This window comes from Streptomyces sp. enrichment culture (assembly GCF_964273255.1).
Classification (GTDB): domain Bacteria; phylum Actinomycetota; class Actinomycetes; order Streptomycetales; family Streptomycetaceae; genus Streptomyces.
Window position 1 is genome coordinate 5,642,642 of record NZ_OZ186835.1, and the last position, 24,835, is coordinate 5,667,476.

The 24,835-nt window shown below is 74.4% G+C and carries 22 protein-coding genes; 11 read left to right on the forward strand and 11 right to left on the reverse strand.

From position 1 onward, the window contains the following. Nucleotides 1-203: 203 nt before the first annotated feature. The 3 genes from ACSU53_RS24565 to ACSU53_RS24575 form a co-directional block, all read right to left on the reverse strand. Nucleotides 204-1,211 carry a CopD family protein gene (locus tag ACSU53_RS24565; RefSeq protein WP_437031054.1) on the reverse strand — a complete coding sequence of 336 codons (1,008 nt, stop codon included), beginning with the start codon at nucleotides 1,209-1,211 and terminating at the stop codon, nucleotides 204-206. A 291-nt stretch (nucleotides 1,212-1,502) separates the two neighbouring features. After that, nucleotides 1,503-2,891, reverse strand: a complete 1,389-nt coding sequence (locus tag ACSU53_RS24570) for a CoA transferase (RefSeq protein WP_437031056.1) — start codon at nucleotides 2,889-2,891, stop codon at nucleotides 1,503-1,505. A gap of 169 nt (nucleotides 2,892-3,060) precedes the next feature. After that, nucleotides 3,061-4,593, reverse strand: a complete 1,533-nt coding sequence (locus ACSU53_RS24575; RefSeq protein ID WP_437031059.1) for a S8 family serine peptidase — start codon at nucleotides 4,591-4,593, stop codon at nucleotides 3,061-3,063. A gap of 502 nt (nucleotides 4,594-5,095) precedes the next feature. On the opposite strand from ACSU53_RS24575, the gene ACSU53_RS24580 reads away from it, so the two are divergent. From ACSU53_RS24580 to moaA, 3 genes are all read left to right on the forward strand, one after another. Continuing rightward, the gene (locus tag ACSU53_RS24580; RefSeq protein WP_437031061.1) at nucleotides 5,096-5,452 is read left to right on the forward strand and encodes a DUF485 domain-containing protein; all 357 of its coding nucleotides are present in this window, start codon (nucleotides 5,096-5,098) and stop codon (nucleotides 5,450-5,452) included. Further along, complete coding sequence (locus ACSU53_RS24585; RefSeq protein WP_437031063.1) at nucleotides 5,449-7,077, forward strand: solute symporter family protein; 1,629 nt, start codon at nucleotides 5,449-5,451, stop codon at nucleotides 7,075-7,077. Before ACSU53_RS24580 ends, ACSU53_RS24585 begins: the two co-directional genes overlap by 4 nt. A 157-nt stretch (nucleotides 7,078-7,234) precedes the next feature. After that, nucleotides 7,235-8,224, forward strand: coding sequence for a GTP 3',8-cyclase MoaA (moaA, locus tag ACSU53_RS24590; RefSeq protein ID WP_437031065.1), 990 nt, complete (start codon nucleotides 7,235-7,237; stop codon nucleotides 8,222-8,224). Nucleotides 8,225-8,251: 27 nt separating this feature from the next. Here the strand turns inward: moaA and ACSU53_RS24595 are convergent, their stop codons facing one another. Next, nucleotides 8,252-8,473 (reverse strand): hypothetical protein, encoded by a 222-nt coding sequence (locus ACSU53_RS24595; RefSeq protein WP_437033381.1) that lies wholly within the window; start codon nucleotides 8,471-8,473, stop codon nucleotides 8,252-8,254. A gap of 258 nt (nucleotides 8,474-8,731) precedes the next feature. Beyond that, on the reverse strand, nucleotides 8,732-9,109 hold the full coding sequence (locus ACSU53_RS24600; protein WP_437031067.1) for a DUF3099 domain-containing protein: 378 nt from the start codon (nucleotides 9,107-9,109) through the stop codon (nucleotides 8,732-8,734). Nucleotides 9,110-9,355: 246 nt separating this feature from the next. Here ACSU53_RS24600 and ACSU53_RS24605 point away from each other — a divergent pair, with 246 nt between their 5' ends. Continuing rightward, nucleotides 9,356-9,640 carry a GlsB/YeaQ/YmgE family stress response membrane protein gene (locus ACSU53_RS24605; RefSeq protein WP_437031069.1) on the forward strand — a complete coding sequence of 95 codons (285 nt, stop codon included), beginning with the start codon at nucleotides 9,356-9,358 and terminating at the stop codon, nucleotides 9,638-9,640. 64 nt (nucleotides 9,641-9,704) lie between these two features. On the opposite strand, the gene tyrS is transcribed toward ACSU53_RS24605, so the two are convergent. The 3 genes from tyrS to ACSU53_RS24620 form a co-directional block, all read right to left on the reverse strand. Further along, nucleotides 9,705-10,973, reverse strand: a complete 1,269-nt coding sequence (gene tyrS, locus ACSU53_RS24610; protein WP_437031071.1) for a tyrosine--tRNA ligase — start codon at nucleotides 10,971-10,973, stop codon at nucleotides 9,705-9,707. Nucleotides 10,974-11,068: 95 nt separating this feature from the next. Continuing rightward, nucleotides 11,069-12,463, reverse strand: coding sequence for a metallopeptidase TldD-related protein (locus tag ACSU53_RS24615; RefSeq protein ID WP_437031073.1), 1,395 nt, complete (start codon nucleotides 12,461-12,463; stop codon nucleotides 11,069-11,071). Then, complete coding sequence (locus tag ACSU53_RS24620) at nucleotides 12,460-13,989, reverse strand: TldD/PmbA family protein (RefSeq protein WP_437031075.1); 1,530 nt, start codon at nucleotides 13,987-13,989, stop codon at nucleotides 12,460-12,462. Before ACSU53_RS24620 ends, ACSU53_RS24615 begins: the two co-directional genes overlap by 4 nt. 455 nt (nucleotides 13,990-14,444) lie before the next feature. On the opposite strand from ACSU53_RS24620, the gene fabG reads away from it, so the two are divergent. The 3 genes from fabG to ACSU53_RS24635 all read left to right on the forward strand — a co-directional run bounded on the left by fabG (nucleotide 14,445) and on the right by ACSU53_RS24635 (nucleotide 16,736). Then, nucleotides 14,445-15,149, forward strand: coding sequence for a 3-oxoacyl-[acyl-carrier-protein] reductase (gene fabG / locus ACSU53_RS24625; RefSeq protein ID WP_362088824.1), 705 nt, complete (start codon nucleotides 14,445-14,447; stop codon nucleotides 15,147-15,149). A gap of 5 nt (nucleotides 15,150-15,154) precedes the next feature. Next, a complete protein-coding gene (gene fabI, locus ACSU53_RS24630) occupies nucleotides 15,155-15,922 on the forward strand; it encodes an enoyl-ACP reductase FabI (protein ID WP_437031077.1) in 768 nt (255 codons plus the stop codon). 448 nt (nucleotides 15,923-16,370) lie between these two features. Beyond that, nucleotides 16,371-16,736: a hypothetical protein gene (locus ACSU53_RS24635; protein ID WP_437031079.1), complete on the forward strand. Its 366-nt coding sequence runs from the start codon at nucleotides 16,371-16,373 to the stop codon at nucleotides 16,734-16,736. On the opposite strand, the gene ACSU53_RS24640 is transcribed toward ACSU53_RS24635, so the two are convergent. Next, nucleotides 16,711-17,406 (reverse strand): FadR/GntR family transcriptional regulator, encoded by a 696-nt coding sequence (locus tag ACSU53_RS24640; RefSeq protein WP_437031081.1) that lies wholly within the window; start codon nucleotides 17,404-17,406, stop codon nucleotides 16,711-16,713. The genes ACSU53_RS24635 and ACSU53_RS24640 overlap by 26 nt on opposite strands. Nucleotides 17,407-17,489: 83 nt before the next feature. On the opposite strand from ACSU53_RS24640, the gene ACSU53_RS24645 reads away from it, so the two are divergent. The 4 genes from ACSU53_RS24645 to ACSU53_RS24660 all read left to right on the forward strand — a co-directional run bounded on the left by ACSU53_RS24645 (nucleotide 17,490) and on the right by ACSU53_RS24660 (nucleotide 20,477). Next, on the forward strand, nucleotides 17,490-18,977 hold the full coding sequence (locus ACSU53_RS24645; protein WP_437031083.1) for a CynX/NimT family MFS transporter: 1,488 nt from the start codon (nucleotides 17,490-17,492) through the stop codon (nucleotides 18,975-18,977). A gap of 48 nt (nucleotides 18,978-19,025) precedes the next feature. Further along, complete coding sequence (locus tag ACSU53_RS24650; RefSeq protein ID WP_437031085.1) at nucleotides 19,026-19,142, forward strand: SGM_5486 family transporter-associated protein; 117 nt, start codon at nucleotides 19,026-19,028, stop codon at nucleotides 19,140-19,142. A 541-nt stretch (nucleotides 19,143-19,683) separates the two neighbouring features. After that, nucleotides 19,684-19,893: a hypothetical protein gene (locus ACSU53_RS24655; RefSeq protein WP_437031087.1), complete on the forward strand. Its 210-nt coding sequence runs from the start codon at nucleotides 19,684-19,686 to the stop codon at nucleotides 19,891-19,893. A 65-nt stretch (nucleotides 19,894-19,958) separates the two neighbouring features. Beyond that, nucleotides 19,959-20,477: a SixA phosphatase family protein gene (locus ACSU53_RS24660; protein ID WP_437031089.1), complete on the forward strand. Its 519-nt coding sequence runs from the start codon at nucleotides 19,959-19,961 to the stop codon at nucleotides 20,475-20,477. Nucleotides 20,478-20,606: 129 nt separating this feature from the next. On the opposite strand, the gene serB is transcribed toward ACSU53_RS24660, so the two are convergent. Beyond that, nucleotides 20,607-21,815 (reverse strand): phosphoserine phosphatase SerB, encoded by a 1,209-nt coding sequence (gene serB, locus ACSU53_RS24665; RefSeq protein ID WP_437031091.1) that lies wholly within the window; start codon nucleotides 21,813-21,815, stop codon nucleotides 20,607-20,609. Between the two features lie 555 nt (nucleotides 21,816-22,370). Then, nucleotides 22,371-24,623, reverse strand: a complete 2,253-nt coding sequence (locus tag ACSU53_RS24670) for a streptophobe family protein (RefSeq protein WP_437031093.1) — start codon at nucleotides 24,621-24,623, stop codon at nucleotides 22,371-22,373. Nucleotides 24,624-24,835: the final 212 nt, after the last annotated feature.

Below are 24,835 nucleotides of genomic sequence, written 5' to 3' on the forward strand. Positions count from 1 at the left end.
GTCCCCGGTCCCGCGCGGGCGTTCGGATGCCGGGAATGTCCGCGAGTGATCGATGTGTACGGGCGGCCGCGGTCCGGCGGCGGGCCGGTGCGGGAGGGCCGCGGCGCGGGGTGAGCGGGCGTGGGCGCGGCCGTGCGGAGCGCGGTCCGCGGTCCCGACGGACCGTCAGGTGCCGTGCGCCGTCCGTGCGTTGCGCGCGGAGCTCACCAGCGGATCGGGACCGGGAGGGCCGTGAGCAGTCCGGACACCGCCACCACCAGGCCCAGGGCGAACACCTCCGCCCGCGCGGGGGAGCAGGCGGACAGCGGATCGGCCGCCCGGCCGAGCCGGATCCGGGCCCACAGGGCGAGGGCGGCGACCCCCGCCATCAGCAGCACCTTGGCGAGCAGGACCCGGCCGTAGGCGGTCTCCGTCAGCTGCTCCATGATCGTCTCGGGCGGCATCCGGCGCAGCGAACTGCAGATGCCGGTCGCGGTGAGGGCGGCCAGGAGCAGGGCGGCCACCCGCGCGTAGAGGCCCAGCAGGGCGCTGCCCGCCTCGGCGGCCCGCCACCGCGCGATGGTGCGCAGGGTGTACACCAGGCCGCCCACCCACATCGAGGCACAGGTCAGGTGCACCAGCGTCAGACCGGAGCCCAGCAGGGGCGAGTACTCCGTCGTGGGGTGCGCGCGCAGCGCCTCCGCCACGACCACGGCGGCCAGCGGCCACGCCTGGGTGCCGGGCCGGGACGAGGCGGCGCACAGGGCGGCGGCGAGGAAGCCGTTGACCTCCAGGAGGGCGAGCTTGCCGTCCCGGGTGTCGTAGAGGCCGCCCACGTCGATGTCGGCGAGGCCGGCGGGGACGAGGTTGCCGGTGGCCACGACCGACGCCAGCCCCAGGGCGGCCACGAACCCCACCGAGTTGGCCACCGTGGACCAGCTGCGGGGCAGGACGGGGGGCGCGCCCGGTACGGAACGGGCCAGCCGCCGCACGAACAGTTCGCCGACGGGCACGGCCAGCGCCGCGAACAGCACCGTCCGCAGCAGGGCTATGCCTCCCGTGCCGGGAGCCGGGTCCTCCCCGGTGCCGTCCAGTGCCGGAGCCGGACCGAGCAGGGGTATGAGCGCGCCCAGCGTCACCAGGACGAGGACGGCGACGGCCGGGCCGACGCCGGAACGCCGCGCGCCCCTGTGCGCACCGGTCGTCCTGGACCGGGGGTTGGTCAGAGTCACCCCAGGATCTTCACAAGCACACACAGAGCCGGGCAAGCCCGGGACGGAAGTGGGCCCGGACATTCCGTGCGTGATGCATCTTTTCAGGACGGTTCCGTTCCGGAGCCGTTACACAGCCGGGGCTCCGAAGCCGATACACAGCCAGGGCTCCGGAGCCGTTACACGCCGGGGCGCGACACCGTGCCGCGGGCGCCGTACCCCCGGCCGCACGACGCCCGCCGGCGGCCCGTCGGTGCGCCGGGCCGTGCCTCGGGCCCTGCGGTCCGCCGCGTCCGCCTCGCCCGCCGCCGGTCACTCCCAGCGCGCCGCGTCGGCTCCCCACGGGCCGGGCGGACGGGCCCAGTCGCGCGGCCCGCCCGCGAACGTGACCGGGGGCAGGGCGTACCGCAGCCGGCCGAGCGGGCTGTCGGTCGCGGCCAGCCAGGGGCCGGGCACGAGGGCCGGGGCCTGCCCGGCCGGGGCGTCCGCCCGCGCGGCCGCGGCGGGCGCGGACTCCAGCAGCCACTGCGCCGTGCGGGCCAGCGCCACCCGGACCAGCCGGCTGCCGCCCGTCTCCGCACGGTCCGTCAGGGCCCGCAGCACGGCCGCCGCGAGGAGGTATCCGCTGCCGTGGTCGAGCGCCTGCGCCGGCAGCGCGCCCGGACGCCCGTCCCCGCCCTCGGCCGCCGCGATGCCCGTGGCCACCTGCACCAGGCTGTCGAAACCCCGCCGGCCGCCCCACGGTCCGTACGCGCCCCACGCCGACAACTGGGCCACCACCACTCCCGGCCGCCGCTCGGCCAGCGCCGGCGCGTCCAGCCCGAACCGGTCCAGGGCGCCCGGGCGGTAGCCGGTGACGACGACGTCCGCGCCGGCGAGCAACTCCTCGAAGGCGTCCCGGTCCGAGGCCAGGTCGAGCCGCGCGGACCGCTTCCCGAAGCCGGTGTCGGCGTGCTGGTCGGCGATCTCGGGCAGGCCCGGCGGATCCACCCGCAGCACGTCCGCGCCGAGCAGGCCGAGCACGCGGGTGGCGACGGGCCCGGCGATGACCCGGGTCAGGTCCAGCACTCGCACCCCGGCGGCGGGCAGCAGGGGCCGCCCGTCCACCCCCGGCAGGGCCCGGCCGGACGCGGAGTCCAGCCGGACGCGCTCCACCAGGAGCCGCCGCGCCACCGCCACGCCCTGCGGATGCGCCGCCCACTGCGCCGGCGTGCGCAGCGCGACCGCGAGCCCCCCGGCCGCGCACACCGTGTCCTCCACCTCCCGCGCGGACCGTCCGGCCAGCGCCGCCGCCACCGTCTCCGGGTCGCCGTCGCCGGTCACGCCCAGCGCGGCCAGCAACCGCTCCCAGTGGTGCGGGTAGTTGGCGTGGGTGCGCACCCAGCCGTCCGCCGTCCGCCAGAACCGCGACAGCGGCGCGAAGGGGACCGGGGCCCGCCCGTCCACCAGCAGGTGCCGCTCGCTGACGAACGCCGTCGCCACCGCGCCGTCGTCCACCCGTACGGCAGGCACCTCGGCGAGGCCCGCCCGCCGGGCCGCCAGCTCGGCGGCCGCCAGCGCGCACGCGGCCACGCACGCCCGCGCCGTCGCACGCACCGGGAGCCGCGCCGGCAGCACCTCAGGCCGCTCCACGGCCGACACCCGTGCGAGCAGAGCGGGATCCCCGCCGAGTGCGGACCAGGCGCCGGCCGTATCGCTCATCGTGCTTCCTCCGTGGGCCCCGGCCGCCCGGACCGGGGGTGATCGGGCCCCGCCGGAACGGGGCGGCCGGGACCGTGTGCCACCGCACACCCTGCCGCACGGCCGGAGGGCCGGGCGAACCGCCCGGCCCTCCGTGTGCCGCCCCGGGACCCGTGCCCCGGCGGGGGCCCTACTTCACGGCGCGCAGCGCGTTGACGATGCCGTAGCCGTAGAAGCCGTTGACACGCTTGCCGCCCTCGCAGGTGGCGTCCTGCGTGCCGTCGCCGTCCTGGTCGTAGGAGTCCGGGCAGCCCGGGTTGTCCGCCTGGGCCTTCAGCAGCGCCTGGATCACGGCGGGCGGGGCCCACGGGTGCTTGGACTTCAGCAGCGCGGCGACGCCGGCGGCGTGCGGCGAGGCCATCGACGTGCCCTGGAGGAAGGCGTACTGCCCGTTCGGCATGGTGGACAGGATGCGGCCGTCCTTCGACGGGGTGTCCGGCAGCTGGTAGCGGCGGTCACCGCCCGGCGCGGCCACGTCCACGACCCGGTGGCCGTAGGTCGAGTAGTAGGACTTCAGGTTGTCCACGCCCGTCGCGCTGACGGTGACCACGCCCGGCAGCTGGGTCGGCAGGTCCAGGCACTCGCTCGGGTCGATGGTGCGCTCGACCGGAGTGGTGTCGTTGGGGCTGGAGGCGTCGTCGATCGCGTCCGAGGCCAGGTCGTGGTTGGAGTTGCCGGCGGACGCCACGTGCAGGGTGCCCTTGCGCTGGGCGTACAGCTGGGCGCGGTTGACCGCGTCCAGGATCGCCTTCTGGTCCGGGTCGTCCTTGCAGTTGTACAGCCACGGGTCGACGTAGTAGCTGTTGTTCGTGATCTCCACGCCGTGGTCGGCGGCGAACACGAAGGCGCAGACGACGTTCTCCGGGTAGAAGAGGCCGTTGTCCGGGTCGCTCACCTTGATGCCGGACACCTTCACGCCCGGCGCGACACCGGCCACGCCGATGCCGTTGCGGGCGGCGGCGATCTCACCGGCCACGTGGGTGCCGTGGTAGTCCTCGTCCGTGTACGGGCGCCAGGCGCCCTCGCTGGTGTCCGCCACGCCGCCGACGCAGTTGGCGGACTGGGAGGCGGAGAAGTTCGGGGCGAGGTCCGGGTGGGTGTCGTCGACGCCGGTGTCGATGACGGCGACGGTCACCTTGCCGCTGCCCGGGTTGATCTTCGCGGCCTTGTCGGCGCCGATCGCCCTCAGGTCCCACTGGTCGGCCTCGAGCGGCTCGCTGCCCGGCGTCTTCGCCGAGGCGGCCCCGATGCGCGCGGCGTCCGCGGCCGTCACGTACTCGGCCGCGCCGACGTCGGTGGTGCCGGCCGGGGTCAGGGGCGCGGTGCGGGTGGCACCCGCCGACTGCACACCCCGGGCCTTGCGTATCTCCGTGCCGAAGTCCGGGTTCGCCGAATGGACGACGATGACACCGATCCTGTCGTGGGTGACCACGACCTTCCCGCCGGCCTTGGCGATCGCCTTCTCCACCGATGCGATCGTGCGGCGGTCCACCTTGGTGTTGACGACGTACGCCAAGGCGGGCGCGTCCGTCGCCTGCTCCGCCGTCGACGCGGTCCGCTCGGCGGCCGAGGCCGCCGCCGGCAGGAAGCCGAGCGAGGCGGTCAGCGACAGCGCGACGGGCACGGCGAGGGCGAGCCGGCGTCTGGAACGCAGATGAGCCATGGGGTCTCCACATCATCCGGAACGGAAGCTGCCCGAGACACAGGTGGTGCTCGGGCAGGTACATGACGGGTTGTGCAGGGTGAAGCTATCCCGCGAGGTCTCGGGCCAGCAACGTTTTCCCTCAAGGTCTTCACAGTCCGCGCCCGAATGTCCCGGAGGGTCCCGTGCGGTCCCCCGGACGGCCCTCTCCGTCCCCGGACACCCTCGCCGTGCCGGCCCCGCGGCGCCGGCGTCCGGGGACGCGCCGCCCGGGGGCCGTTCCCGCCCCGGCGGCCCGGCCGCCGCCCGTGCCCCGGCCCCCGTGACCGTGCCCCCGCGCCCGTGCCCCCGCGCCCGTGCCCCGGCCTCCGCGCCCGCCCTCGTCCGCCCGGCCGGAAGCCGTCGGCCGGAAAGAAGCAGAACCCGTTTGAACCACCCCCGGCCGGGCGCCGTGCCCTTGGGCAGGGAGCGCGAGGACACTCGCCTCCGTCCCTGTCGGACCGCACGATCGCGAGGAGACTCCGTGGCCGCCGAAGCACCGCCCCCCTCGACAGCAGAGACCAGACTCCCGACGCCGGAGGAGTTCACCGAGGTTCAGCAGAGCGCGGAGTTCGCCGAACTGCGCCGCACGCACCGCTCCTTCGCGTTCCCGCTGACCGTCGCCTTCATCGCCTGGTACCTGCTGTACGTCCTGCTGTCGAACTACGCGGGCGGCTTCATGGGCACCGAGCTGTTCGGCAACATCAACGTCGCCTTCGTCTTCGGCATCCTGCAGTTCGCCACCACCTTCTTCATCGCGTGGTGGTACTCCCGCCACGCCGCCGCCAAGCTCGACCCGAAGGCCGAAGCCATCAAGACCCGTATGGAGGGCGGCGCATGAGCCCCTCGATCGCCCACGTCACCCTCGCCGCGAACGAGGCCAGCGAACACCGCGGCCTGATCATCACCCTCTTCGCGCTGTTCGTCGTCGCCACCCTCGGCATCACCGTCTGGGCCGGGCGCCAGACCAAGAGCGCCTCCGACTTCTACGCCGGCGGGCGCCAGTTCAGCGCCTTCCAGAACGGGCTCGCCGTCTCCGGCGACTACATGTCCGCCGCGTCCTTCCTCGGCATCGCCGGCGCCATCGCCCTCTTCGGCTACGACGGCTTCCTGTACTCCATCGGCTTCCTGGTCGCCTGGCTGGTGGCGCTGCTGCTGGTCGCCGAACCGCTGCGCAACTCCGGCCGCTACACCATGGGCGACGTCCTCGCCTACCGCATGCGCCAGCGCCCGGTGCGCACCGCCGCCGGCACCTCGACCATCGTCGTGTCGATCTTCTACCTGCTCGCCCAGATGGCCGGCGCCGGCGTCCTCGTCTCGCTGCTGCTCGGCATCACCTCCGACGCCGGCAAGATCCTCATCGTCGCCCTGGTCGGCGTCCTGATGATCGTCTACGTGTCCATCGGCGGCATGAAGGGCACCACCTGGGTGCAGATGATCAAGGCCGTGCTGCTCATCGGCGGCACCATCCTGATCACCTTCCTGGTCCTGCTGAAGTTCAACTTCAACATCTCCGACCTGCTCGGCAAGGCCGCCGAGAACAGCGGAGCGGGCGCCGCCTTCCTGGAGCCCGGCCTGCAGTACGGCGCCAGCGGCACCACCAAGCTGGACTTCATCTCCCTCGGCATCGCCCTGGTGCTCGGCACCGCCGGCCTGCCGCACATCCTGATCCGCTTCTACACGGTGCCCAACGCCAAGGCCGCCCGGAAGTCCGTCAACTGGGCCATCGGCATCATCGGCGGCTTCTACCTGATGACCATCGCCCTCGGCTTCGGCGCCGCGGCCCTGATCTCGCGCACCGAGATCATCGAGTCCAACCCGTCCGGCAACACGGCGGCCCCGCTGCTCGCCCTGCACCTCGGCGGCGTCGACTCGACCTGGGGCGCGATCCTGCTCGCCACCATCTCGGCGGTCGCCTTCGCGACCATCCTGGCCGTGGTCGCGGGCCTCACCCTGGCCTCGTCCTCCTCCTTCGCGCACGACATCTACGCCAACGTCATCCGCAAGGGGAAGGCCACCGAGAAGGAGGAGATGCGGGCGGCCCGTCTGGCCACCGTCCTCATCGGTGTCGTCTCCATCGCCCTGGGCGCCCTCGCCCGCGACCTGAACGTGGCCGGCCTGGTCGCGCTCGCGTTCGCGGTCGCCGCCTCGGCCAACCTGCCGACCATCCTCTACAGCCTGTTCTGGAAGCGGTTCACCACCCAGGGCGCGCTGTGGTCGATCTACGGCGGTCTCGTCATCGCCGTCGGCCTGGTGCTGTTCTCGCCCGTCGTCTCCGGCGACCCCACGTCGATGTTCCCCGACGTCGACTTCTCCTGGTTCCCGCTGAAGAACCCGGGCCTGATCTCCATCCCGGCCGGCTTCCTGCTCGGCTGGCTCGGCACCGTGCTCTCCAAGGAGCAGCCGGACACCGAGAAGTACGCGGAGCTGGAGGTCCGGTCCCTCACCGGAACCGGCGCCCACTGATCCACCCCGCCAAACGGCCGCGTCGTAGGAACCTCCAGGTCCCCACGACGCGGCCGTCGTCGTTCTCGTCGCATCGGGCGGCTGTGGCCCGTCGGTGCCGTCACGTACGCTCGCAGGTACGGGATGTCAGCGATCCGCGTCGAGGGAGGGGGCCCACGTGCTCATCGACACCTATGGCCGAGTGGCCACCGATCTGAGGGTCTCGCTCACCGACCGGTGCAACCTGCGCTGCACCTACTGCATGCCCGAGGAGGGCCTGCAGTGGCTCGCCAAGCCCGACCTGCTCACCGACGACGAGATCGTCCGCCTGGTCGGCGTCGCCGTCACCGCCCTCGGCATCGAGGAGGTCCGCTTCACCGGCGGCGAGCCCCTGCTGCGGCCCGGCCTGGTCGGCATCGTCGAACGGGTCGCCGCCCTGGAGCCCCGTCCGCAGATCTCCCTCACCACCAACGGCATCGGCCTGCGCCGCACCGCCGGCGCCCTGAAGCGGGCGGGCCTGGACCGGGTGAACGTCTCCCTGGACACCCTGCGCCCGGACGTCTTCAAGCGCCTCACCCGCCGCGACCGCCACCAGGACGTCACCGACGGCCTGTACGCGGCCCGCGAGGCCGGTCTGACCCCCGTGAAGGTCAACTCCGTGCTCATGCCCGGACTCAACGACGACGAGGCGCCCGACCTGCTCGCCTGGGCCGTGGAGCACGACTACGAACTGCGGTTCATCGAGCAGATGCCGCTGGACGCCCAGCACGGCTGGAAGCGCGAGGGCATGGTCACGGCGGGGGACATCCTCGCCTCCCTGCGCACCCGTTTCGAGCTGACCCCCGAGGGCGCCGAGGCCCGCGGCTCCGCACCCGCCGAGCGCTGGCTGGTCGACGGCGGCCCGCACCGCGTGGGCGTCATCGCCTCCGTCACCCGCCCGTTCTGCTCCGCCTGCGACCGCACCCGCCTCACCGCCGACGGGCAGGTCCGCACCTGCCTGTTCGCCACCGAGGAGACCGACCTGCGCGCCGCCCTGCGCTCCGGCGCCCCGGACGAGGAGATCGCCCGTGTCTGGCGGCAGGCCATGTGGGGCAAGAAGGCCGGCGCGGGCCTGGACGACCCCTCCTTCGTCCAGCCGGACCGGCCGATGTCCGCCATCGGCGGCTGAGCCCCGAACGACCGGCCCCGGTAGCGCTCAGACCTCCCGGGCCTGCCACTCGGCGAAGGGGACGACGTCCTTCAGGAACCCCCGCACGCCCAGGAACTGCGACAGGTGCTCCCGGTGCTCCTCGCAGGCGAGCCACGTCTTGCGCCGCTCCGGCGTGTGCAGCTTCGGGTTGTTCCAGGCCAGCACCCAGGCGGCCGCGCTCCGGCAGCCCTTGGCGGAACAGATCGGCGTCTCGGGATCGGGGACCATCACACCGCGACCCTAACCCGGCCCCGCGGCGGCTTCCGGACCGGGCGGCCGTCCCCCGGAAAAGGCGACGCCGAGCAGCCACGGGGGGAGCTGCCCGGCGTCGGTCCGTCGCTCCGACGGGGGATGCGGAGCGCGTACGAAGTATGTCACGGGTCACCCCGGCACCGGCACCGGAACAGCATGATTGATCTGAGCTTTTCTTGAGCTTGGCGCAGAACCTGCTTCCGCTCCCGCCGCTCACCCGTCCGTACCCGGCGGTCACGGCCCTTCGGGACGCTCCGCACCCGCTTCCGCCGCGGCCCGCGCGTCCGTGTCCCGCGTGTCGCCGTCCTCCCCGGGCGGCGGCGTGATCATGGGCCGCATCGGCGTGGTCACGAAGGTCGACGGCAACGAGGGGGCGTTCTCCCGGCCCGCGTTGGCGATCACCACCGCGATGTACGGCAGCAGCGCGCCGAGGACCAGCGCCACGATCGCGACGTGCTTCTCCACGTTCCACAGCACCGCGGCGAGGATGACCGAGATCGTACGGATGGTCATCGAGATCACGTACCGGCGCTGCCGTCCCCGCACGTCGTCCTGGAGTCCCGCCCGGGCGCCGGTGATCCGGAACACCTCGGGGCCATGCTGCTTCCGCATCGTCATCCACCACCCGCCCGTACGAGACTTCCCCGTCCCTGACCGCTCCGCGACCGATCGGGGACACCGGGCCCGGACACCCACCACGTTACGCCCGCGCGGCCGCCGGGCCGCCACCGGGGCGCGCCCCGGTCCGCCCGCCGGGGGCCGCTCCGTCGCGCGGACGGCGCCGCCCGGCATGCGGTGCACCCGCTCCGGGCCGACACTGGCCGTAATGCTCGCGTCAAGCCGTACGAGGAGGCAGCCATGGGCTGGTTGTGGGCGATCATCGTGGGATTCGTGCTCGGCCTGCTCGCCAAGGCGGTGATCCCCGGCAAGCAGCACATCCCGCTGTGGCTGGCGACCATCTGCGGCATGATCGGCGCTGTCGTCGGCAACGCCATCGCACGGGGCTTCGGGATCGAGGAGACCCGGGGCATCGACTGGGGGCGGCACATCTTCCAGCTGGGCGCGGCCATCGTCGTCGTGCTCCTCGTGGAGATGATCTACAACGCGATGCAGCGCAGGAAGCACGGGACCCGGGGAGCCTGACCCGTCCCCGGGGGGCGGCCGGGGCGGACGGTCCCCGTGGGAACCGCCCCCCGGCCGACCGGGATCAGCCGGCCGTGACCTCGACGGCCGCCAGGTTCTTCTTGCCCCGGCGCAGCACCAGCCAGCGCCCGTGCAGCAGGTCCTCCCGCGCGGGGACGGCGTCCTCGGCGGCGACCTTCACGTTGTTCACGTAGGCGCCGCCCTCCTTCACCGTGCGCCGCGCGGCCGACTTGCTGGCCACCAGGCCGACCTCCGCGAAGAGGTCCACCACCGGGGCGGGCTCCGCGACCCGGACGTGCGGCACCTCGGAGAGCGCTGCGGCCAGCGTGCGCTCGTCCAGCTCCGCCAGCTCGCCCTGGCCGAACAGCGCCTTCGAGGCGGCGATCACGGCGGCCGTCTGGTCCGCGCCGTGCACCAGCGTCGTCAGCTCCTCGGCCAGCGCACGCTGCGCGGCCCGGGCCTGCGGCCGCTCCTCGGTCTGCCGCTCCAGCTCCTCCAGCTCCTCACGGGACCGGAAGGACAGGATGCGCATGTAGCCCGAGATGTCCCGGTCGTCCACGTTCAGCCAGAACTGGTAGAACGCGTACGGCGTCGTCATCTCCGGGTCCAGCCAGACGGCGCCGCTCGCGGTCTTGCCGAACTTGGTGCCGTCCGCCTTCGTCATCAGCGGCGTCGCGTACGCGTGCACCGTGGCGTCCGGCTCCAGCCGGTGGATCAGGTCCAGGCCCGCCGTGAGGTTGCCCCACTGGTCGCTGCCGCCCTGCTGGAGCGTGCAGCCGTACCTCCGGTAGAGCTGGAGGAAGTCCATGGCCTGCAGCAGCTGGTAACTGAACTCGGTGTAGCTGATGCCCTCGGAGGACTCCAGCCGCCGGGCGACCGAATCCTTCGTCAGCATCTTGTTGACGCGGAAGTGCTTGCCGACGTCCCGCAGGAACTCGATGGCCGACAGGTTCTGCGTCCAGTCCAGGTTGTTGACCATCTCGGCCGCGTTCTCGCCCTCGAAGGACAGGAACGGCTCGATCTGCCGGCGCAGCCGCTCCACCCAGCCCGCGACCGTCTCCGGCGAGTTCAGGGTGCGCTCCGCGGTCGGCCGCGGGTCGCCGATCTGGCCCGTGGCCCCGCCGACGAGCGCCAGCGGCCGGTGCCCGGCCTGCTGGAGCCGGCGCAGGGTGAGCACCTGCACCAGATGCCCCACGTGCAGGGACGGCGCGGTCGGGTCGAAGCCGCAATAGAAGGTGACGGGACCGTCCGCGAGCGCCTTGCGCAATGCGTCCTCGTCGGTGGACTGGGCGAACAGCCCGCGCCACTGCAGCTCGTCGACGATGTCCGTCACGGTTCTCGTGTCTCCTAGGTGATGCCGGAAGAAGGGCGCCGAGGGTGCTCGGCTCCGCGCGCCCGGCCGGCGGCCGGACGCGGACGCCTACGAGGTTATACGCCCCGGCTGACCGAGCTCATATTGAAATCGGGGATGCGCAGCGCGGGCATCGCGGCCCGGGTGAACCAGTCGCTCCACTCCCTGGGCAGCGTCTTCTCCGTCCGCCCCGCCTCGGCCGCCCGGCCCAGCAGGTCCACCGGCGACTCGTTGAACCGGAAGTTGTTCACCTCGCCGGTCACCTCGCCGTTCTCCACCAGGTAGACGCCGTCCCGGGTCAGGCCGGTCAGCAGCAGCGTCGCCGGGTCCACCTCGCGGATGTACCACAGGCAGGTCAGCAGCAGCCCCCGCCGGGTGTCCGCCACCATCTCCTCCAGCGAGCGGTCCCGGCCCCCCTCCAGGATCAGGTTGTCGATCCCCGGCGTCACCGGCAGCCCGGTCAGCTCCGCGCTGTGCCGACTGGTGGTCAGGTGCCTCAGCTCGCCCTCGCGCACCCACTCGGTGGCCGCCAGCGGCAGCCCGTTGTCGAACACCGAGCGGTCGCCCCCGGAGGAGTGCGCCAGCACGAACGGCGCCGACTGCAGCCCCGGCTCGTGCGGGTCGCTGCGCAGCGTCAGCGGCAGACCGGTGAGCCGCTCACCGATGCGGGTGCCGCCGCCGGGGGCGGAGAACACCGTGCGGCCCTCGGCCGCGTCCCGTCCGGAGGCCGACCACAGCTGGTAGATCAGCAGGTCCGCCACCGCGGTCGGCGGCAGCAGCGTCTCGTACCGGCCCGCGGGCAGCTCCAGGCGCCGCTCGGCCCAGCCCAGCCGCACCGCCAGTTCCGCGTCCAGCGCCCTCGGGTCCACGTCCGTGAAGTCGCAGGTGGAGCGGCCCGCCCACGCCGACCGGGTGCGGTCCGGCGACTTGGCGTTCAGCTCCAGCGTCCCGTTCGGCTGGTCGTGCCGCAGCCGCAGGCCCGTCGACGTGCCGAGGTAGCTGGACACCACCTCGTGGTGGGCGAACCCGTACAGCTCACGCCCGCCCGCCCGGGCCCGGGCGAACGACTCCCCGAGCGCCGGGGCGAAGTCCGTGAACACCGCCGATGAGGTCTCGGCGGGCGCCTGGGTGAAGTCCGCGGACGCGGGCACCCCGGCGACCAGCGGCCGGGCGTCCTCCGCCGGACCGGCCCCGCGCGCCGCCGCCTCGGCCGCCCGCACCAGGGGCTCCAGCTCGTCGGCGGTCACGGCGGACCGCGACACGACCCCGGACGCGGTGCCCTCCCTGCCGTCCACCGTGGCCACCACGGTCAGGGTGCGCCCGCGCGTGACCCCGTTCGTGGTGAGCGCGTTGCCCGCCCAGCGCAGATTGGCCGTCGACCGCTCGTCGGCGATCACCACGCACCCGTCGGTCCGGGACAGCGCGAGGGCGCGCTCGACGATCTCGTGCGGCTTGCTCGTGCGCCCGCTCATCGACCGGCCTCCTGAGTCGTGTTGAGGATGTTGACGCCCCGGAACAGGGCCGACGGGCAGCCGTGCGAGACCGCCGCGACCTGCCCCGGCTGCGCCTTGCCGCAGTTGAACGCCCCGCCCAGCACGTACGTCTGCGGACCGCCGACCGCCGCCATGGAGCCCCAGAAGTCGGTCGTCGTCGCCTGGTAGGCCACGTCCCGCAGCTGACCCGCCAGCCGCCCGTTCTCGATGCGGTGGAACCGCTGGCCGGTGAACTGGAAGTTGTAGCGCTGCATGTCGATGCTCCACGACCGGTCCCCGACCACGTAGATGCCCCGTTCCACACCGCCGATCAGGTCCTCCGTGGACATCCCGGCGGGATCGGGCCGCAACGACACGTTCGCCATCCGCTGCACCGGCACGTGTGCGGGGGAGTCCGCGAACGCGCACCCGTTGGACCGCTCGAAGCCGGTCAGCTTCGCGATCCGCCGGTCGAGCTGGTAGCCGACCAGCGTGCCGTCCTTCACCAGGTCCCAGGACTGGGCCTCGACACCCTCGTCGTCGTAGCCGATCGTCGCGAGCCCGTGCTCGGCGGTGCGGTCGCCCGTGACGTTCATCAGCTCGGAGCCGTACTTCAGCCTGCCCAGCTGGTCGAAGGTGGCGAACGAGGTGCCGGCGTACGCCGCCTCGTAGCCGAGCGCCCGGTCCAGCTCCGTGGCGTGCCCGATGGACTCGTGGATGGTCAGCCACAGGTTGGACGGGTCGACGACCAGGTCGTACAGGCCCGGCTCCACGCTCGGCGCCCGCATCTTCTCCGCGAGCAGCTCCGGCAGCCGCGCCAGCTCCTCGTCCCAGTCCCAGCCGGTCCCGGTCAGGTACTCCCAGCCGCGCCCGACGGGCGGCGCCAGGGTGCGCATGGAGTCGAACTCCCCGCTGGAGTCGTCCACCGACACGGCCGTGAACGACGGGTGCAGCCGGACCCGCTGCTGCGTGGTCACGGTCCCGGCGGTGTCGGCGTAGAACTTGTTCTCGTGCACGGTGAGCAGCGAGGCGTCCACGTGGTCGACCCCGGGCGCCGCCAGCAGCCGCGCGCTCCACTCGGCGAGCAGCCCGGCCTTCTCCTCGTCCGGCACCGAGAACGGGTCGACGTCGTACGACGACACCCAGGTCTTCTCCGCGTGCACCGGCTCCTCCGCCAGTTCCACCGGGCCGCCCGGCCCCGCCCCCGCCGCCCGGACCACCCGCGCGGACAGCTGCGCCATCGCCACCGCCTGCGAGGCGACCTTCGCGGCGGCGCCGGGCGTCAGGTCCACCCCGGAGGCGAACCCCCAGGCCCCGCCGTGCACCACCCGCACCGCGTACCCGAGGTCGGTGGTGTCCGACGTCCCGGCGGGCCGGGCGTCCCGCAGGCTCCAGGACGCGCTGCGCACCCGTTCCAGCCGGAAGTCGGCGTGCTCCGCCCCGAGCGAGCGCGCGCGGGCCAGCGCGGCGTCGGCGAGCGGGCGCAGCGGCAGCGCCAGGAACGACTGATCGACTTCATGGGGCACGGGTGGGTTTCCCTTCGGTGCGCGCCGGCCTGACCGTCACGGGCAGTGAATCATGCCGCACGGCCCGGGCCGCCGGAGCCCGTGCCGCCCCCTGTGGGGCTTCCACGCGCCGTTCCGTGCGCCTTCGCGCCCCCGCGCTCCGGACTCCCGGAGCTCCCGGAGCGCCCGGAGCGCCCGGACGGATCGGATCCGCTCGGCACGGCCCGACCGGGGCCGGCCGCACCCGTACCGGGCCGGAGCGAGGGGCCCGGAGCCGGGCGCGGCGGGCGGCCCGGGACGCCGGAGCGCCCGCTCACCGTCCGTCCGGACTGTAGGAACCCGACAGGAGGCCACGAGCGCCACTGTCGGTGCCCGAATGTCCCGGGGCACCTCCCGACCGATAGGTTTTCGGGGAAGCCGCCTGTCATCCAGGTGTTCGGGCGGGGGAATCCGACCGCTATCGAAAGGGTGATCCGTTGAGCCGCTCGGTTCTCGTCACCGGAGGCAACCGGGGCATCGGCCTCGCCATCGCCCGTGCATTCGCCGACGCCGGCGACCAGGTCGCCATCACGTACCGCTCGGGTGAGCCGCCGGCCGGCTTCCTCGCGGTCCGCTGCGACATCACCGACCCCGAGCAGGTGGAGCAGGCCTACAAGGAGATCGAGGCGCAGCACGGCCCGGTCGAGGTCCTCGTCGCCAACGCCGGCGTCACCAAGGACCAGCTCCTGATGCGCATGTCCGAGGAGGACTTCACCTCCGTCGTCGACACCAACCTCACCGGCACGTTCCGCATCGTGAAGCGGGCCAACCGGGGCATGCTGCGCGCCAAGAAGGGGCGCGTGGTGCTCATCTCCTCGGTCGTCGGCCTGGCGGGCTCCGCGGGGCAGGCGAACTACGCCGCCTCCAAGGCCGCCCTGGTCGGCTTCGCGCGCTCCCTCGCCCGTGAGCTGGGGTCGCGCAACATCACCTTCAACGTCGTGGCGCCCGGCTTCGTCGACACCGACATGACGAAGGTGCTCACCGAGGAACAGCGCACGAAGATCGTGTCGCAGGTGCCGCTCGGCCGGTACGCGCAGCCGGAGGAGGTCGCCGCGACGGTGCGGTTCCTCGCCTCCGACGACGCCTCGTACATCACTGGAGCCGTCATTCCCGTTGACGGCGGACTGGGAATGGGTCACTGAACGACATGAGCGGAATTCTCGAGGGCAAGCGCGTCCTGATCACCGGTGTCCTGATGGAGTCCTCCATCGCCTTCCACACCGCCAAGCTGGCCCAGGAGCAGGGCGCCGAGATCATCCTGACCGCGTTCCCGCGGCCGACCCTGACCGAGCGCATCGCCAAGAAGCTGCCCGAGCCCACCAAGGTCATCGAGCTCGACGTGACCAACGACGAGCACCTGGGCCGTCTCGCGGACGTCGTCGGCGAGGAACTGGGCGGCCTCGACGGCGTGGTGCACTCCATCGGCTTCGCGCCGCAGGACGCGCTCGGCGGCAACTTCCTCAACACGCCGTTCGAGTCGGTGTCCACCGCCATGCACGTCTCCGCCTTCTCCCTGAAGTCGCTGACCATGGCCTGCCTGCCGCTGATGCAGAACGGCGGCTCCGTCGTCGGCCTCACCTTCGACGCGCAGTACGCCTGGCCGCAGTACGACTGGATGGGGCCGGCCAAGGCCGCCCTGGAGGCCACCAACCGCTACATGGCGCGCGACCTGGGCAAGCAGAACATCCGCTGCAACCTCATCTCCGCGGGCCCGATCGGCTCCATGGCCGCCAAGTCCATCCCGGGCTTCAGCGAGCTGGCCTCCGTGTGGGACACCCGTGCCCCGCTGGAGTGGGACCTGAAGGACCCGGAGCCGGCCGGCCGCGGTGTCGTCGCCCTGCTGAGCGACTGGTTCCCCAAGACCACCGGTGAGATCGTGCACGTCGACGGCGGTCTGCACGCCGTCGGCGCCTGATCCGGAGGGGACCGCGCACGGTCCCCCGGCCGTCCACGGCGCGCGGGCCCGCACCCCACGGTGGGTGCGGGCCCGCGCCGTGTCCGGCGGCGCTCCGGGTCCCGGGCCGTGTCCCGTGGTGCTCCGGTCCCGAGCCGTGTCCCGTGGCGTGGCGCTCCGGTCCCGCCGGGGCGGCCGGGGGCCCCGTGCTGCGCTGCCCGTGCCGCTGTGCCGCCATGCTGCTGTGCCGCCATGCCGCCGTGTCGCTGGGCCGCGTGGCGGTCGCCGGAACGCCGCCTGCCGTGCTGCCGCGGACGGTGCCGAAGGCCGCTCGTGAGGCGCCCGCGGCCATCCGTCCCGTTCACCCGAACGGCCCACCAATCCGGGCGCGGGGCGCCGGGGACCGGGCACCGTGGAGGACACGTCCGTCGCGCTTTCCCCTCCCCAGCCACGCCGAGGAGGTCCCGTTGTGCGCGTGTACCGCCTGGCCTCAGCGACCCTTGCCGCCGCCCTCGTCCTGGCCCTGCCGTACGAGGCGTTCCCGCACACCCGCACGCGCCCCGCGCAGCCGGTGACGGACCGGCCGGCCGCGGACGATCCGTTCGGTGCCGAGTGCCGGATCCGTGTCGACGGCTCCAGCGTGACCGCGTACTGCCACAACCCCTATCCCGTCACCGACCGTGTGAGTCTGCACGTGGAGTGCGTCCGGTGGTGGGACCTCGACGCCGACAGCGCCCCGGTGGCCGCCGGGCCGGCCCAGACCGTGCGCCTGACCGGCCGCTGCTGGAAGGAGGTCGGCTCCGCCTGGGTCAGCCACCGGAGGACGGAGCCGTGATCCGGCCCGGCCGGCACGCCAGCGGATAGGCGGCGGCCACCTCGGCCGCCGCCGCGGCGTCCCCGGCGCGGATCGCGTCCACCAGCCTCCCGTGCTCCATGTGTGTCTCCGGGGACAGCTCCGGGCCCACGTCGCCGCGCAGCCAGTCCCGCAGCACCTCGCCCAGGTCCGCGTACATCGCGGTCATCACGTCGTTGTGCGAGGCCGCCACCACCGCCAGGTGGAACGTGGCGTCCGCCGCCACGAACGCCTCGGCCTCGCCCGACTCCCACGCCTCCTCGCGGCGCAGCAGCAGGGTGTCCAACTGTTTGAGGTCCTTCTCCGTCCGCCGCTCGGCGGCCAGCCGCGCGGCGGACGACTCCAGCGTGGAGCGCAGTTCGGCCACGTGCCGGGGATCGGCGTCGGCGAACCGGCGGTGCATGACGCCCGCCAGTTCACTCGTCGCCGCCACGTAGGTGCCCGACCCCTGGCGGATGTCCAGCAGGCCGTTGTGCGCGAGGGCGCGGACCGCCTCGCGGACCGTGTTCCGGGCCACCCCGAGCTGCTCGACCAGCTCCGGCTCGGTCGGGATCCGGGAGCCGACCGGCCACTCACCCGTGGTGATCTGCGCGCGCAGGGCGGCGATGACCTGCTCGGACAGGGCCGCACGACGCGGATGGCTCAGGGGCATGGTTCACCTTCGCACAGCGGGACCGCCGGGCGGGCGGCCCGACGCTGGACGGGAAATCATCCCATGATTCTATGATGGGTCCCATGGCTGGCGAAGAGACCCGGACGCTCGCGTCCACGACGACCGGAGACACACCGGCCGGATCCCGACCCGCACCGCCGTCCCGGACGCCCGGGCCGCCGGACGCGTCCTCCCGCCCGCGCGGGTGGACCGCCCGCCTGCTGGTCGTGGCCGTGGTCCTCGCCGCCCTCAATCTGCGGCCCGCCATCACCAGTCTCGGCGCGCTGCTCGAGGAGGTCCGCGCGGCGCTCGGCATGAGCGGCAGCGTGGCCGGACTGCTGACCTCCGTGCCCCCGCTGTGCTTCGCCGTCTTCGGCGTCACCGCTCCGCGCCTCGCCCGCCGCTTCGGGCCCGGCGCCGTGGTGTGCGGCGGCATGGCCGCCATCGCCGCCGGCCTGCTCGTCCGCCCGTTCGCGGGCGGCACGGCCGGGTTCCTCGCGGCCACCGCCCTGGCCCTGATGGGCATCGCCGTCAGCAACGTCCTGATGCCCGTCATCGTCAAGCGCTGGTTCCCGGACCGGATCGGCACCATGACGGGCCTGTACTCCATGGCGCTCGCCCTCGGCACCTCGACTGCCGCCGCCGTCACCGTGCCGGTGACCGACCTGCTCGGCGGGGACTGGCGGTCCGGACTCGTCCTGTGGTCCGCCCTCGCCGCCGCGGCCGTCCTGCCGTGGCTCGCGTTCGTCCGGGCCGACGGCCCGGACGCCTCCGGCCGCCGCGGCCGGGGCCGGACGGGCGCCGGCGCTCCGGGGACGGCGGGAGCCGGAAAGGCGGCCGCACCGTCGGGGGCCGCGGCTGCCGGGGCCCCTCCCGCCGGGGCGGTGTCCGCCGGGACGGCGTCTGCCGGGGCGGCGTCTGCCGGGGCGGCGTCTGCCGGGGCGGCGTCCGCCTCCGTGCCCGGCCCCCGCGCGGAGGCGGCCCCGCCGCGTATCTCCCGCAGCCCCACCGCCTGGGCACTGGCCGTCTTCTTCGGGCTCCAGGCCACCGCCGCCTACATCACCATGGGGTGGATGCCGCAGATCTTCCGGGACGCCGGTGTCCCCGCCGGCACGGCCGGGCTGCTGCTCGCCGTCACCATGGTGATGGGCGTACCGCTCGCCTTCGTCATACCCCGGCTCGCCACCCGGCTGCCCCACCAGGGCCCGATCGTGCTCGTCCTCGGCGCCAGCGGTCTCGCCGGGTACGCCGGTCTCCACTTCGCCCCGGCCGCCGGCGCCTGGGCCTGGGCACTGCTGCTGGGCATCGCCGGCTGCGCCTTCCCGCTCGCGCTGACCCTGGTCGGCATGCGGGCACGGACCGGCCCCGGCGTCGCCCAGCTGTCGGCCTTCGCCCAGAGCACCGGCTACCTGATCTCCATCCCGGGGCCGCTGCTGGTCGGTGTGCTCTACCAGCACAGCGGCGGCTGGGGGCTCCCGATCGGGCTGATGGCCGCCCTCATGGTGCCGCAGACCGTGTTCGGCTACCTGGCCGGCCGCCCCCGCACGGTGGAGGAGGAGACGGCGCGCTGAGCGCGCCCCCGCACCGGGTCACCGCGCCGGGGATGCGAGACTGGCCCCATGCCAGTCCTCGACCCGAACCCGCAGAACGGCCAGAAGAAGCTGCTCCTGGTCCTCGGCTCGTTCCTCGCGATCCTCGTCGTCATCGGCGTCGTCGCCAGTTTCCTCGCCCCCTGACGCCCGGGCCGTCCCGCGGGGCCGTCCGGACCGTTCTCCGGAGCCGGAGCCGGAGCCGGAGGACGGAGGACGGAGCCGGAGACGCGCCCCGGTGTCGGGCGGTGCTGTCGCCGCTCGCGCCGTCCACGGACGTACCGAGGCGGTCGTTCGGAATCCGGCCGGCGGCGCCTCCGGGTGGCCCGACCGCTCCCGGCCCCCGGGCCGACGTCCAGACAGGTCCAGGCCCCTCCCGGGCCGTTCCAGCGCCCCTGCCGTCCCGCCCGCCCGGTGGCGCCTCTGTCCCGGCGCCCCGTGCGTCCGTCCGCTGCGCTGCGGTCTTCGGGCCGCCCCGGCGGCCCCGGGCGGACCGTCCGTCCCGGAGGTCCGCGTCGTCCGCGTCGTCCGCCGCGTGGTGGGGCTGGCCCCCGTATCCCCTAGGGGGACAGGCTCAGGGTCAAGTGGGTGGATCACCGGATGGGTTGGCGCCCGTCGGGTCCGTACCTTCGAGATGTGGCCGCGGGAGCGGCCCCCGGAACGGATTCCTCGTGGAGCGGAGGCCCTCATGACGGCGCGCACCCATCCCCGGCCCCACCCCGCCCCACGGGGCGGCGGCCCCGGCATCCGGCTGCCCTGGTGGGCCCTGGCCCTGCCCACCCTCGCCTTCGTCACGCTGCTGACCCTCGTCCTGAACCCCTCCGAGGCCCACGCGGCGGCCGGCGAACCGGCGATCGCGCACCTCGTCGAACGCGCGCAGCAGCTCATGGGCCGGTGAGTCCCCGGGGGGAGGGCCGCCAACTCCCTGCGCCCCGTGGCCTGTTTCATGCGAAGCTGGGTGACATGAGCGTCGCAGAACCCCGCAGGATTGTCCTCTTCCGGCATGCGAAGGCCGACTGGCCCCCGGTGAACGACCATGAGCGCCCGCTCGCTGAGCGGGGCCGCATGGACGCGGCAGTCGCCGGACGCAAGCTGGCCGACTCCGCCATCGCCTTCGACCTGGCCCTGTGCTCCACCGCGACCCGCACCCGGGAAACCTGGAAGCTCGCGGTCCAGGAATTCCCGCAGCGACCGAAAACCGTCTACGAGGAGCGGATCTACGAGGCGTCGCCCGGCGAGCTGATCGCCCTGCTGAACGAGACCTCCGACGACGCGCAGAACGTCCTGCTGGTCGGCCACAACCCCGGCATCCAGGGCCTCGCGGACATCCTGGCCGGCTCGGACGAGGCGGACGCCCGCGAGCGGATGAACCGCCGGGGCTACCCGGCCGCCGCCTTCGCGGTGCTGACCTTCACCGGCTCCTGGAAGTCCCTGGAGCCGGGCGTCGGCACGCTGGTGGACTACTGGGCGCCCAGCGAGTGAGGCCCCGCGCCTGACGGCGTTCCGGCGACGAGCACGGCCGGACCCTCACACACGGTGCAGGCCCGGGCACGCGGCGTACCGCGCGTGTCCGGGCCGTGCCGTACCCGTGCTCGGCAGGGCGGGCCCCGCTCAGCCGAGGTCGACGGTGTCCGCCGCCTCGACCTCCTCGCGCGTGATCCCCAGCAGGTACAGCACCGTGTCCAGGAACGGCACGTTGACCGCCGTGTGCGCGGCCTCGCGCACCACCGGCTTGGCGTTGAAGGCCACGCCGAGACCGGCCGCGTTCAGCATGTCCAGGTCGTTGGCGCCGTCGCCGATCGCCACCGTCTGGGAGAGCGGCACCCCCGCCTCGGCCGCGAAACGACGCAGCAGGCGCGCCTTGCCCGCCCGGTCGACGATCTCCCCGGTGACCCGGCCCGTCAGCTTCCCGTCGACGATCTCCAGCGTGTTCGCCTGGGCGAAGTCCAGCCCCAGCCGCTCCTTCAGGTCGTCCGTGACCTGGGTGAACCCGCCCGACACCACGCCGACTTGGTAACCCAGCCGCTTCAGCGTGCGGATCAGGGTGCGCGCACCGGGCGTCAGCCGGACCTCGCTGCGCACCTTGTCCACCACGGAGGCGTCCAGCCCCTCCAGCAGCGCCACCCGTGCATGCAGGGACTGCTCGAAGTCCAACTCCCCGCGCATGGCCGCGGACGTCACGTCGGCCACTTTGTCCTCGCAGCCCGCGTGGGCGGCGAACAGTTCGATCACCTCGTCCTGGATGAGCGTGGAGTCCACGTCCATGACGACCAGGCGCTGCGCCCGCCGGTGCAGCCCGGCCGCGACGACCGCCACGTCGACCCCGAGCCGTGCGGACTCGGTCACCAGCGCGGTGCGCAGCGGCTCGGTCTCCACCCCCGACACCGCGAACTCCACGGCGGTCACCGGGTACTTGGCGAGCCGGAAGATGCGGTCGATGTTGCCGCCGGCGTCGGTGATGCGGGCGGCGATCGACGCCGCCGCCTCGGAGGTGAGGGGGTGGCCCAGCACGGTGATCAGGGAACGGCCCAGGCCGCGCGGAAGGTTGTCGCCGATGCCGGAGATGATCTCCGCCTGGAGCTTCATCGACTCGGCCCAGCTGTGCACGGTGGCCCGCAGGTTCCCCTCCAGGCCCCGCGGCGGCTCGGTCACGAGCGCGCACAGCACGATACGGCCACGGGTGACGACCTGCTCGATGTCGACGACGTCGACCGAGTAGGCGGCGAGGGTGTCGAAGAGGCCGGCCGTGATGCCCGGCCTGTCCTTGCCGAAGATCTTGACCAGGAGAGTGGGTACGTCGGTGGTCTGCGATGCGCTCATGGTGGTCTTACCGTATCCGGCACCCCGTGCCTCCCGCCGCCTCGGTCCGCCTGACGGACAGCCGGACCGGCCGCTGGACGGACCGCTGGACGCTGGACGGACTGATGGACGGACGGCCGGACGGGCGGCGGGACGGACCGCAGGACGCGAGCGCCCGGACGACGGTCGCGGCCGGGCCCGGAGGAACCGGGCGGGCCGGGGGCGGCCTTCCTCGCGGGCAGCGACCGGCGGGTGTGGCCCCGCCCGGGCGGCGGCGGCCGTGACCGCGTCCGGGCCACCGGGGCCGGGACCTGGGCCGGGGCAGCGCCCCGCCCGCTCGGCCGGCGTGTCCGGCGGCCGGGGCCGAGGTAGTGCCCCGCCCGCTCGGCCGGCCTGTCCTGCGGCCGGGACGGCGCGGTCCCGGGAGGGCGCGGTCCCGGGAGGGAGCCCCGGCCGCGGACGGCCCCCGGCGGCGGACGCCCTCCGGCGTGGGCCGGGCCGTAGGGTCAGCCGCCGTCCGGGAGGGGGCCGCGCCGCCGGGTCAGCCGCCGTCCGGGAGAGGGCCGCGCCGCCGCCTCAGCCCTTGCCCCCCGGCCCGCGCGGGGCCGGGGGAGGGGGCGGCGGGGGAGGGGGCGGTCCGTCGTCCGCCCGCCGCGTGAAGCGCTCCCGCGCGGCGCCGCCCCGCTGTCCGCGCCGGGGCGGCTCGACGGGCCGGACCACCGTGGGCGCCCCGGAGACGTCGTCCTCGCCCGGGGCGCCGGGAGGGGCGGGCTCCGCGGACTCCTCCGGAGCCGGGCCCCCACCGGGCGGCCGGGCGCTCCCGGGCGGTGGCGGGGCCACCCACGACGGCGGCCGGTACCCCCGCGCACCGGCGTCCCGGACGTCCGGCGGCCCAGCCGGCCGGGGCCGGGCCCCGGGGCCGTGCGCCTCCGGCCGGTCGTCCGCCGGTGCGGGCCACCCGTCGGACGGACCGGCGTCCCGCGGCTCGCCCGCCCCCTCCGTCCCGGGCATCCGCAGATACGGATTCGTGTCGGGGTTCGGCGGCCGGTACGGCGTTCCGGGCGTATACGGCCCACGCCGCACCCCACCCTCCGGGCCGTCCCCGCGCTGCGGGCCGTCCCCGCGCTGCGGGGCGTCCCTGTGCTCCCGGCCGTCCCGGCCCGCATCCGCCCGGCCCGCATCCGCCCGTCCTTCCCGGCCCGGTCCTTCCAGGCCCCGTCCTTCCCGGTCCCGTCCCTTCCCGCCCTGTTCGCCGGAGGCAGCCGCCTCTCCGCGGGCCGCCGACGCCGTACGTCCGCCGTCGTACCGCCTGCCGTCGGCGGGCGACCCGGATCCTGCAGGCGGCCCGGACCACCCGGACCCCACCGCGACGACCGTGCTCCCCGTGCCCCCGGGACCCGCCGCCTCCGCCCCCGCACCATCCTCCGTGGTGGCGCAGTCACCCCGTGCCGCCGGTGCCGCCCGGGCGCCCGCCGCGCCGGCCGCCCGGGCCAGCAGCGCCCCCGCACCTCCGGCACCCGCACCCCACGCGGCGCCCAGCAGCGCAGCCGTGCCCGCCTCGCCGTGCAGCTCCAGCCCGGCGCCGACGACATCGAACCCGAGGACGGTCAGCGAAGCGTCGACCGACACCCCCGTCAGCCGCACCAGCCCCGGCACGGTGACGGCGGTGACCGCACCCAGCCGCAGCGCGCACTGCCCGGCGAAGACGGCCGGCGTCCCCACGGCCGGCGTGCGCACCGCCGTCAGCACCCCCGCGAGCAGCATCGCCACGGCGGCCGCGACGCCCAGCAGCCACACCCGCCCGTCGAGCCCGGCCAGCCGCCCCAGGGTGACGGGCCCGCCGGCCCCGTGCCGCAGCAGGTCGTCCAGCGGATGCGGCAGCACCCCGAGCAGCACCCCCGAGGCGCGGCCGTCCCAGGGCACGAACAGACCGACCGGCAGGCCGAGCCACGCCCCGTTCGGCGCCCCCAGCAGCGCCGCCCCCACGATCCGCCGCGGCCGGCCGTCGCCCACGGCGGCGTACCCGGCCGCCGCGCAGCCTGCCGCCACCGTCAGCAGCAGCACCGTGACGACGGCGGACACCGCCGGGCGCACCACCCGGTGCACCGCGTCCCACCCGCGCGGCAGCGGCGTACGGCGGGAGGCCAGCAGGGCGACCACCAGGACGCAGACCGACCAGCCCGCGGCACCGAGCAGCGTCGGTGCGGTGTCGACGGTGAACCCCACCGCGGCCTCCGCGTCGACGAGGCCGGCGACCCGGTCCGGCAACAGCCCCTCCACGCCCGGGAGATCGACCGGGCCGGGGAGGCCGGTCCCGTCTCCGTCCCCGCCGGGGAGCCCGTCCAGCCCGAGGGACCTGCCGTCGAGGGTGACGACGTCGTGGCCGGCCCACACCAGCCCGCCCGCCATCGCCACGCACAGCGCGAGCACCGCACCGGCCCGCGCGAGGAGTTCGGCGGCCGTGACCACCGCCCCCGCCGTCCGCAGCGACCGCAGGAAGAAGAAGGCCAGCAGCAGCGCGCCGACCAGGCTCACGCCCAGTGGCGTGATCTCGACCGCGGTGGTCGCCTCCGCGCCCGACAGGCCGAACGCGGACACGTCGCCGGACGGCGTGACCGAACCGCCGGCCCCCAGCGCCACCACCGCCGCCGTCATCGGCCCGAGCGAACCCGCCGCGTCCGCGCGCAGCAGGTGGAGTCCCAGCGCCGCGGTGCCGGCCATCCCGATCAGCGCCCAGCTGACCGCCGCCACCGCGGAGACCAGGACGTCCACCCAGGGCACGCGCCCGTCGTCCCGTTCCGCGATGCCGGCCCGCGTGGCAGCACTCATGGCAGACCCCCCGGTCCCCGGCGCGGCACGGTTGCCGCGCATGTCCCCCTCGCCTGGATTACCACTCTCCGAGCCGATTTCAACCCCGTCGGCGGGGCGGATCGAAGCGTTGGTGCGGGCTCGTGACAAGGCCCGACTTTCGGTCAGGGGGACGACCCTGGAATAGTTCCCCCCGATGTTCGACATCCCTAGACTCCCTGCGACGGGGGAAA

Excerpts from the sequence above, each read along its gene's own strand:
- ACSU53_RS24600 (WP_437031067.1), bottom strand. The coding sequence starts at position 9,109 with ATGCGGAAGCAGCATGGCCCCGAGGTGTTCCGGATCACCGGCGCCCGG.
- ACSU53_RS24570 (WP_437031056.1), bottom strand. The coding sequence starts at position 2,891 with ATGAGCGATACGGCCGGCGCCTGGTCCGCACTCGGCGGGGATCCCGCT.
- ACSU53_RS24615 (WP_437031073.1), bottom strand. The coding sequence starts at position 12,463 with ATGAGCGGGCGCACGAGCAAGCCGCACGAGATCGTCGAGCGCGCCCTC.
- ACSU53_RS24670 (WP_437031093.1), bottom strand. The coding sequence starts at position 24,623 with ATGAGTGCTGCCACGCGGGCCGGCATCGCGGAACGGGACGACGGGCGC.
- serB (WP_437031091.1), bottom strand. The coding sequence starts at position 21,815 with ATGAGCGCATCGCAGACCACCGACGTACCCACTCTCCTGGTCAAGATC.
- ACSU53_RS24645 (WP_437031083.1), top strand. The coding sequence starts at position 17,490 with ATGGCTGGCGAAGAGACCCGGACGCTCGCGTCCACGACGACCGGAGAC.
- ACSU53_RS24605 (WP_437031069.1), top strand. The coding sequence starts at position 9,356 with ATGGGCTGGTTGTGGGCGATCATCGTGGGATTCGTGCTCGGCCTGCTC.
- ACSU53_RS24655 (WP_437031087.1), top strand. The coding sequence starts at position 19,684 with ATGACGGCGCGCACCCATCCCCGGCCCCACCCCGCCCCACGGGGCGGC.
- ACSU53_RS24585 (WP_437031063.1), top strand. The coding sequence starts at position 5,449 with ATGAGCCCCTCGATCGCCCACGTCACCCTCGCCGCGAACGAGGCCAGC.
- ACSU53_RS24595 (WP_437033381.1), bottom strand. The coding sequence starts at position 8,473 with ATGGTCCCCGATCCCGAGACGCCGATCTGTTCCGCCAAGGGCTGCCGG.
- ACSU53_RS24660 (WP_437031089.1), top strand. The coding sequence starts at position 19,959 with ATGAGCGTCGCAGAACCCCGCAGGATTGTCCTCTTCCGGCATGCGAAG.
- ACSU53_RS24575 (WP_437031059.1), bottom strand. The coding sequence starts at position 4,593 with ATGGCTCATCTGCGTTCCAGACGCCGGCTCGCCCTCGCCGTGCCCGTC.
- ACSU53_RS24640 (WP_437031081.1), bottom strand. The coding sequence starts at position 17,406 with ATGCCCCTGAGCCATCCGCGTCGTGCGGCCCTGTCCGAGCAGGTCATC.
- fabI (WP_437031077.1), top strand. The coding sequence starts at position 15,155 with ATGAGCGGAATTCTCGAGGGCAAGCGCGTCCTGATCACCGGTGTCCTG.
- ACSU53_RS24650 (WP_437031085.1), top strand. The coding sequence starts at position 19,026 with ATGCCAGTCCTCGACCCGAACCCGCAGAACGGCCAGAAGAAGCTGCTC.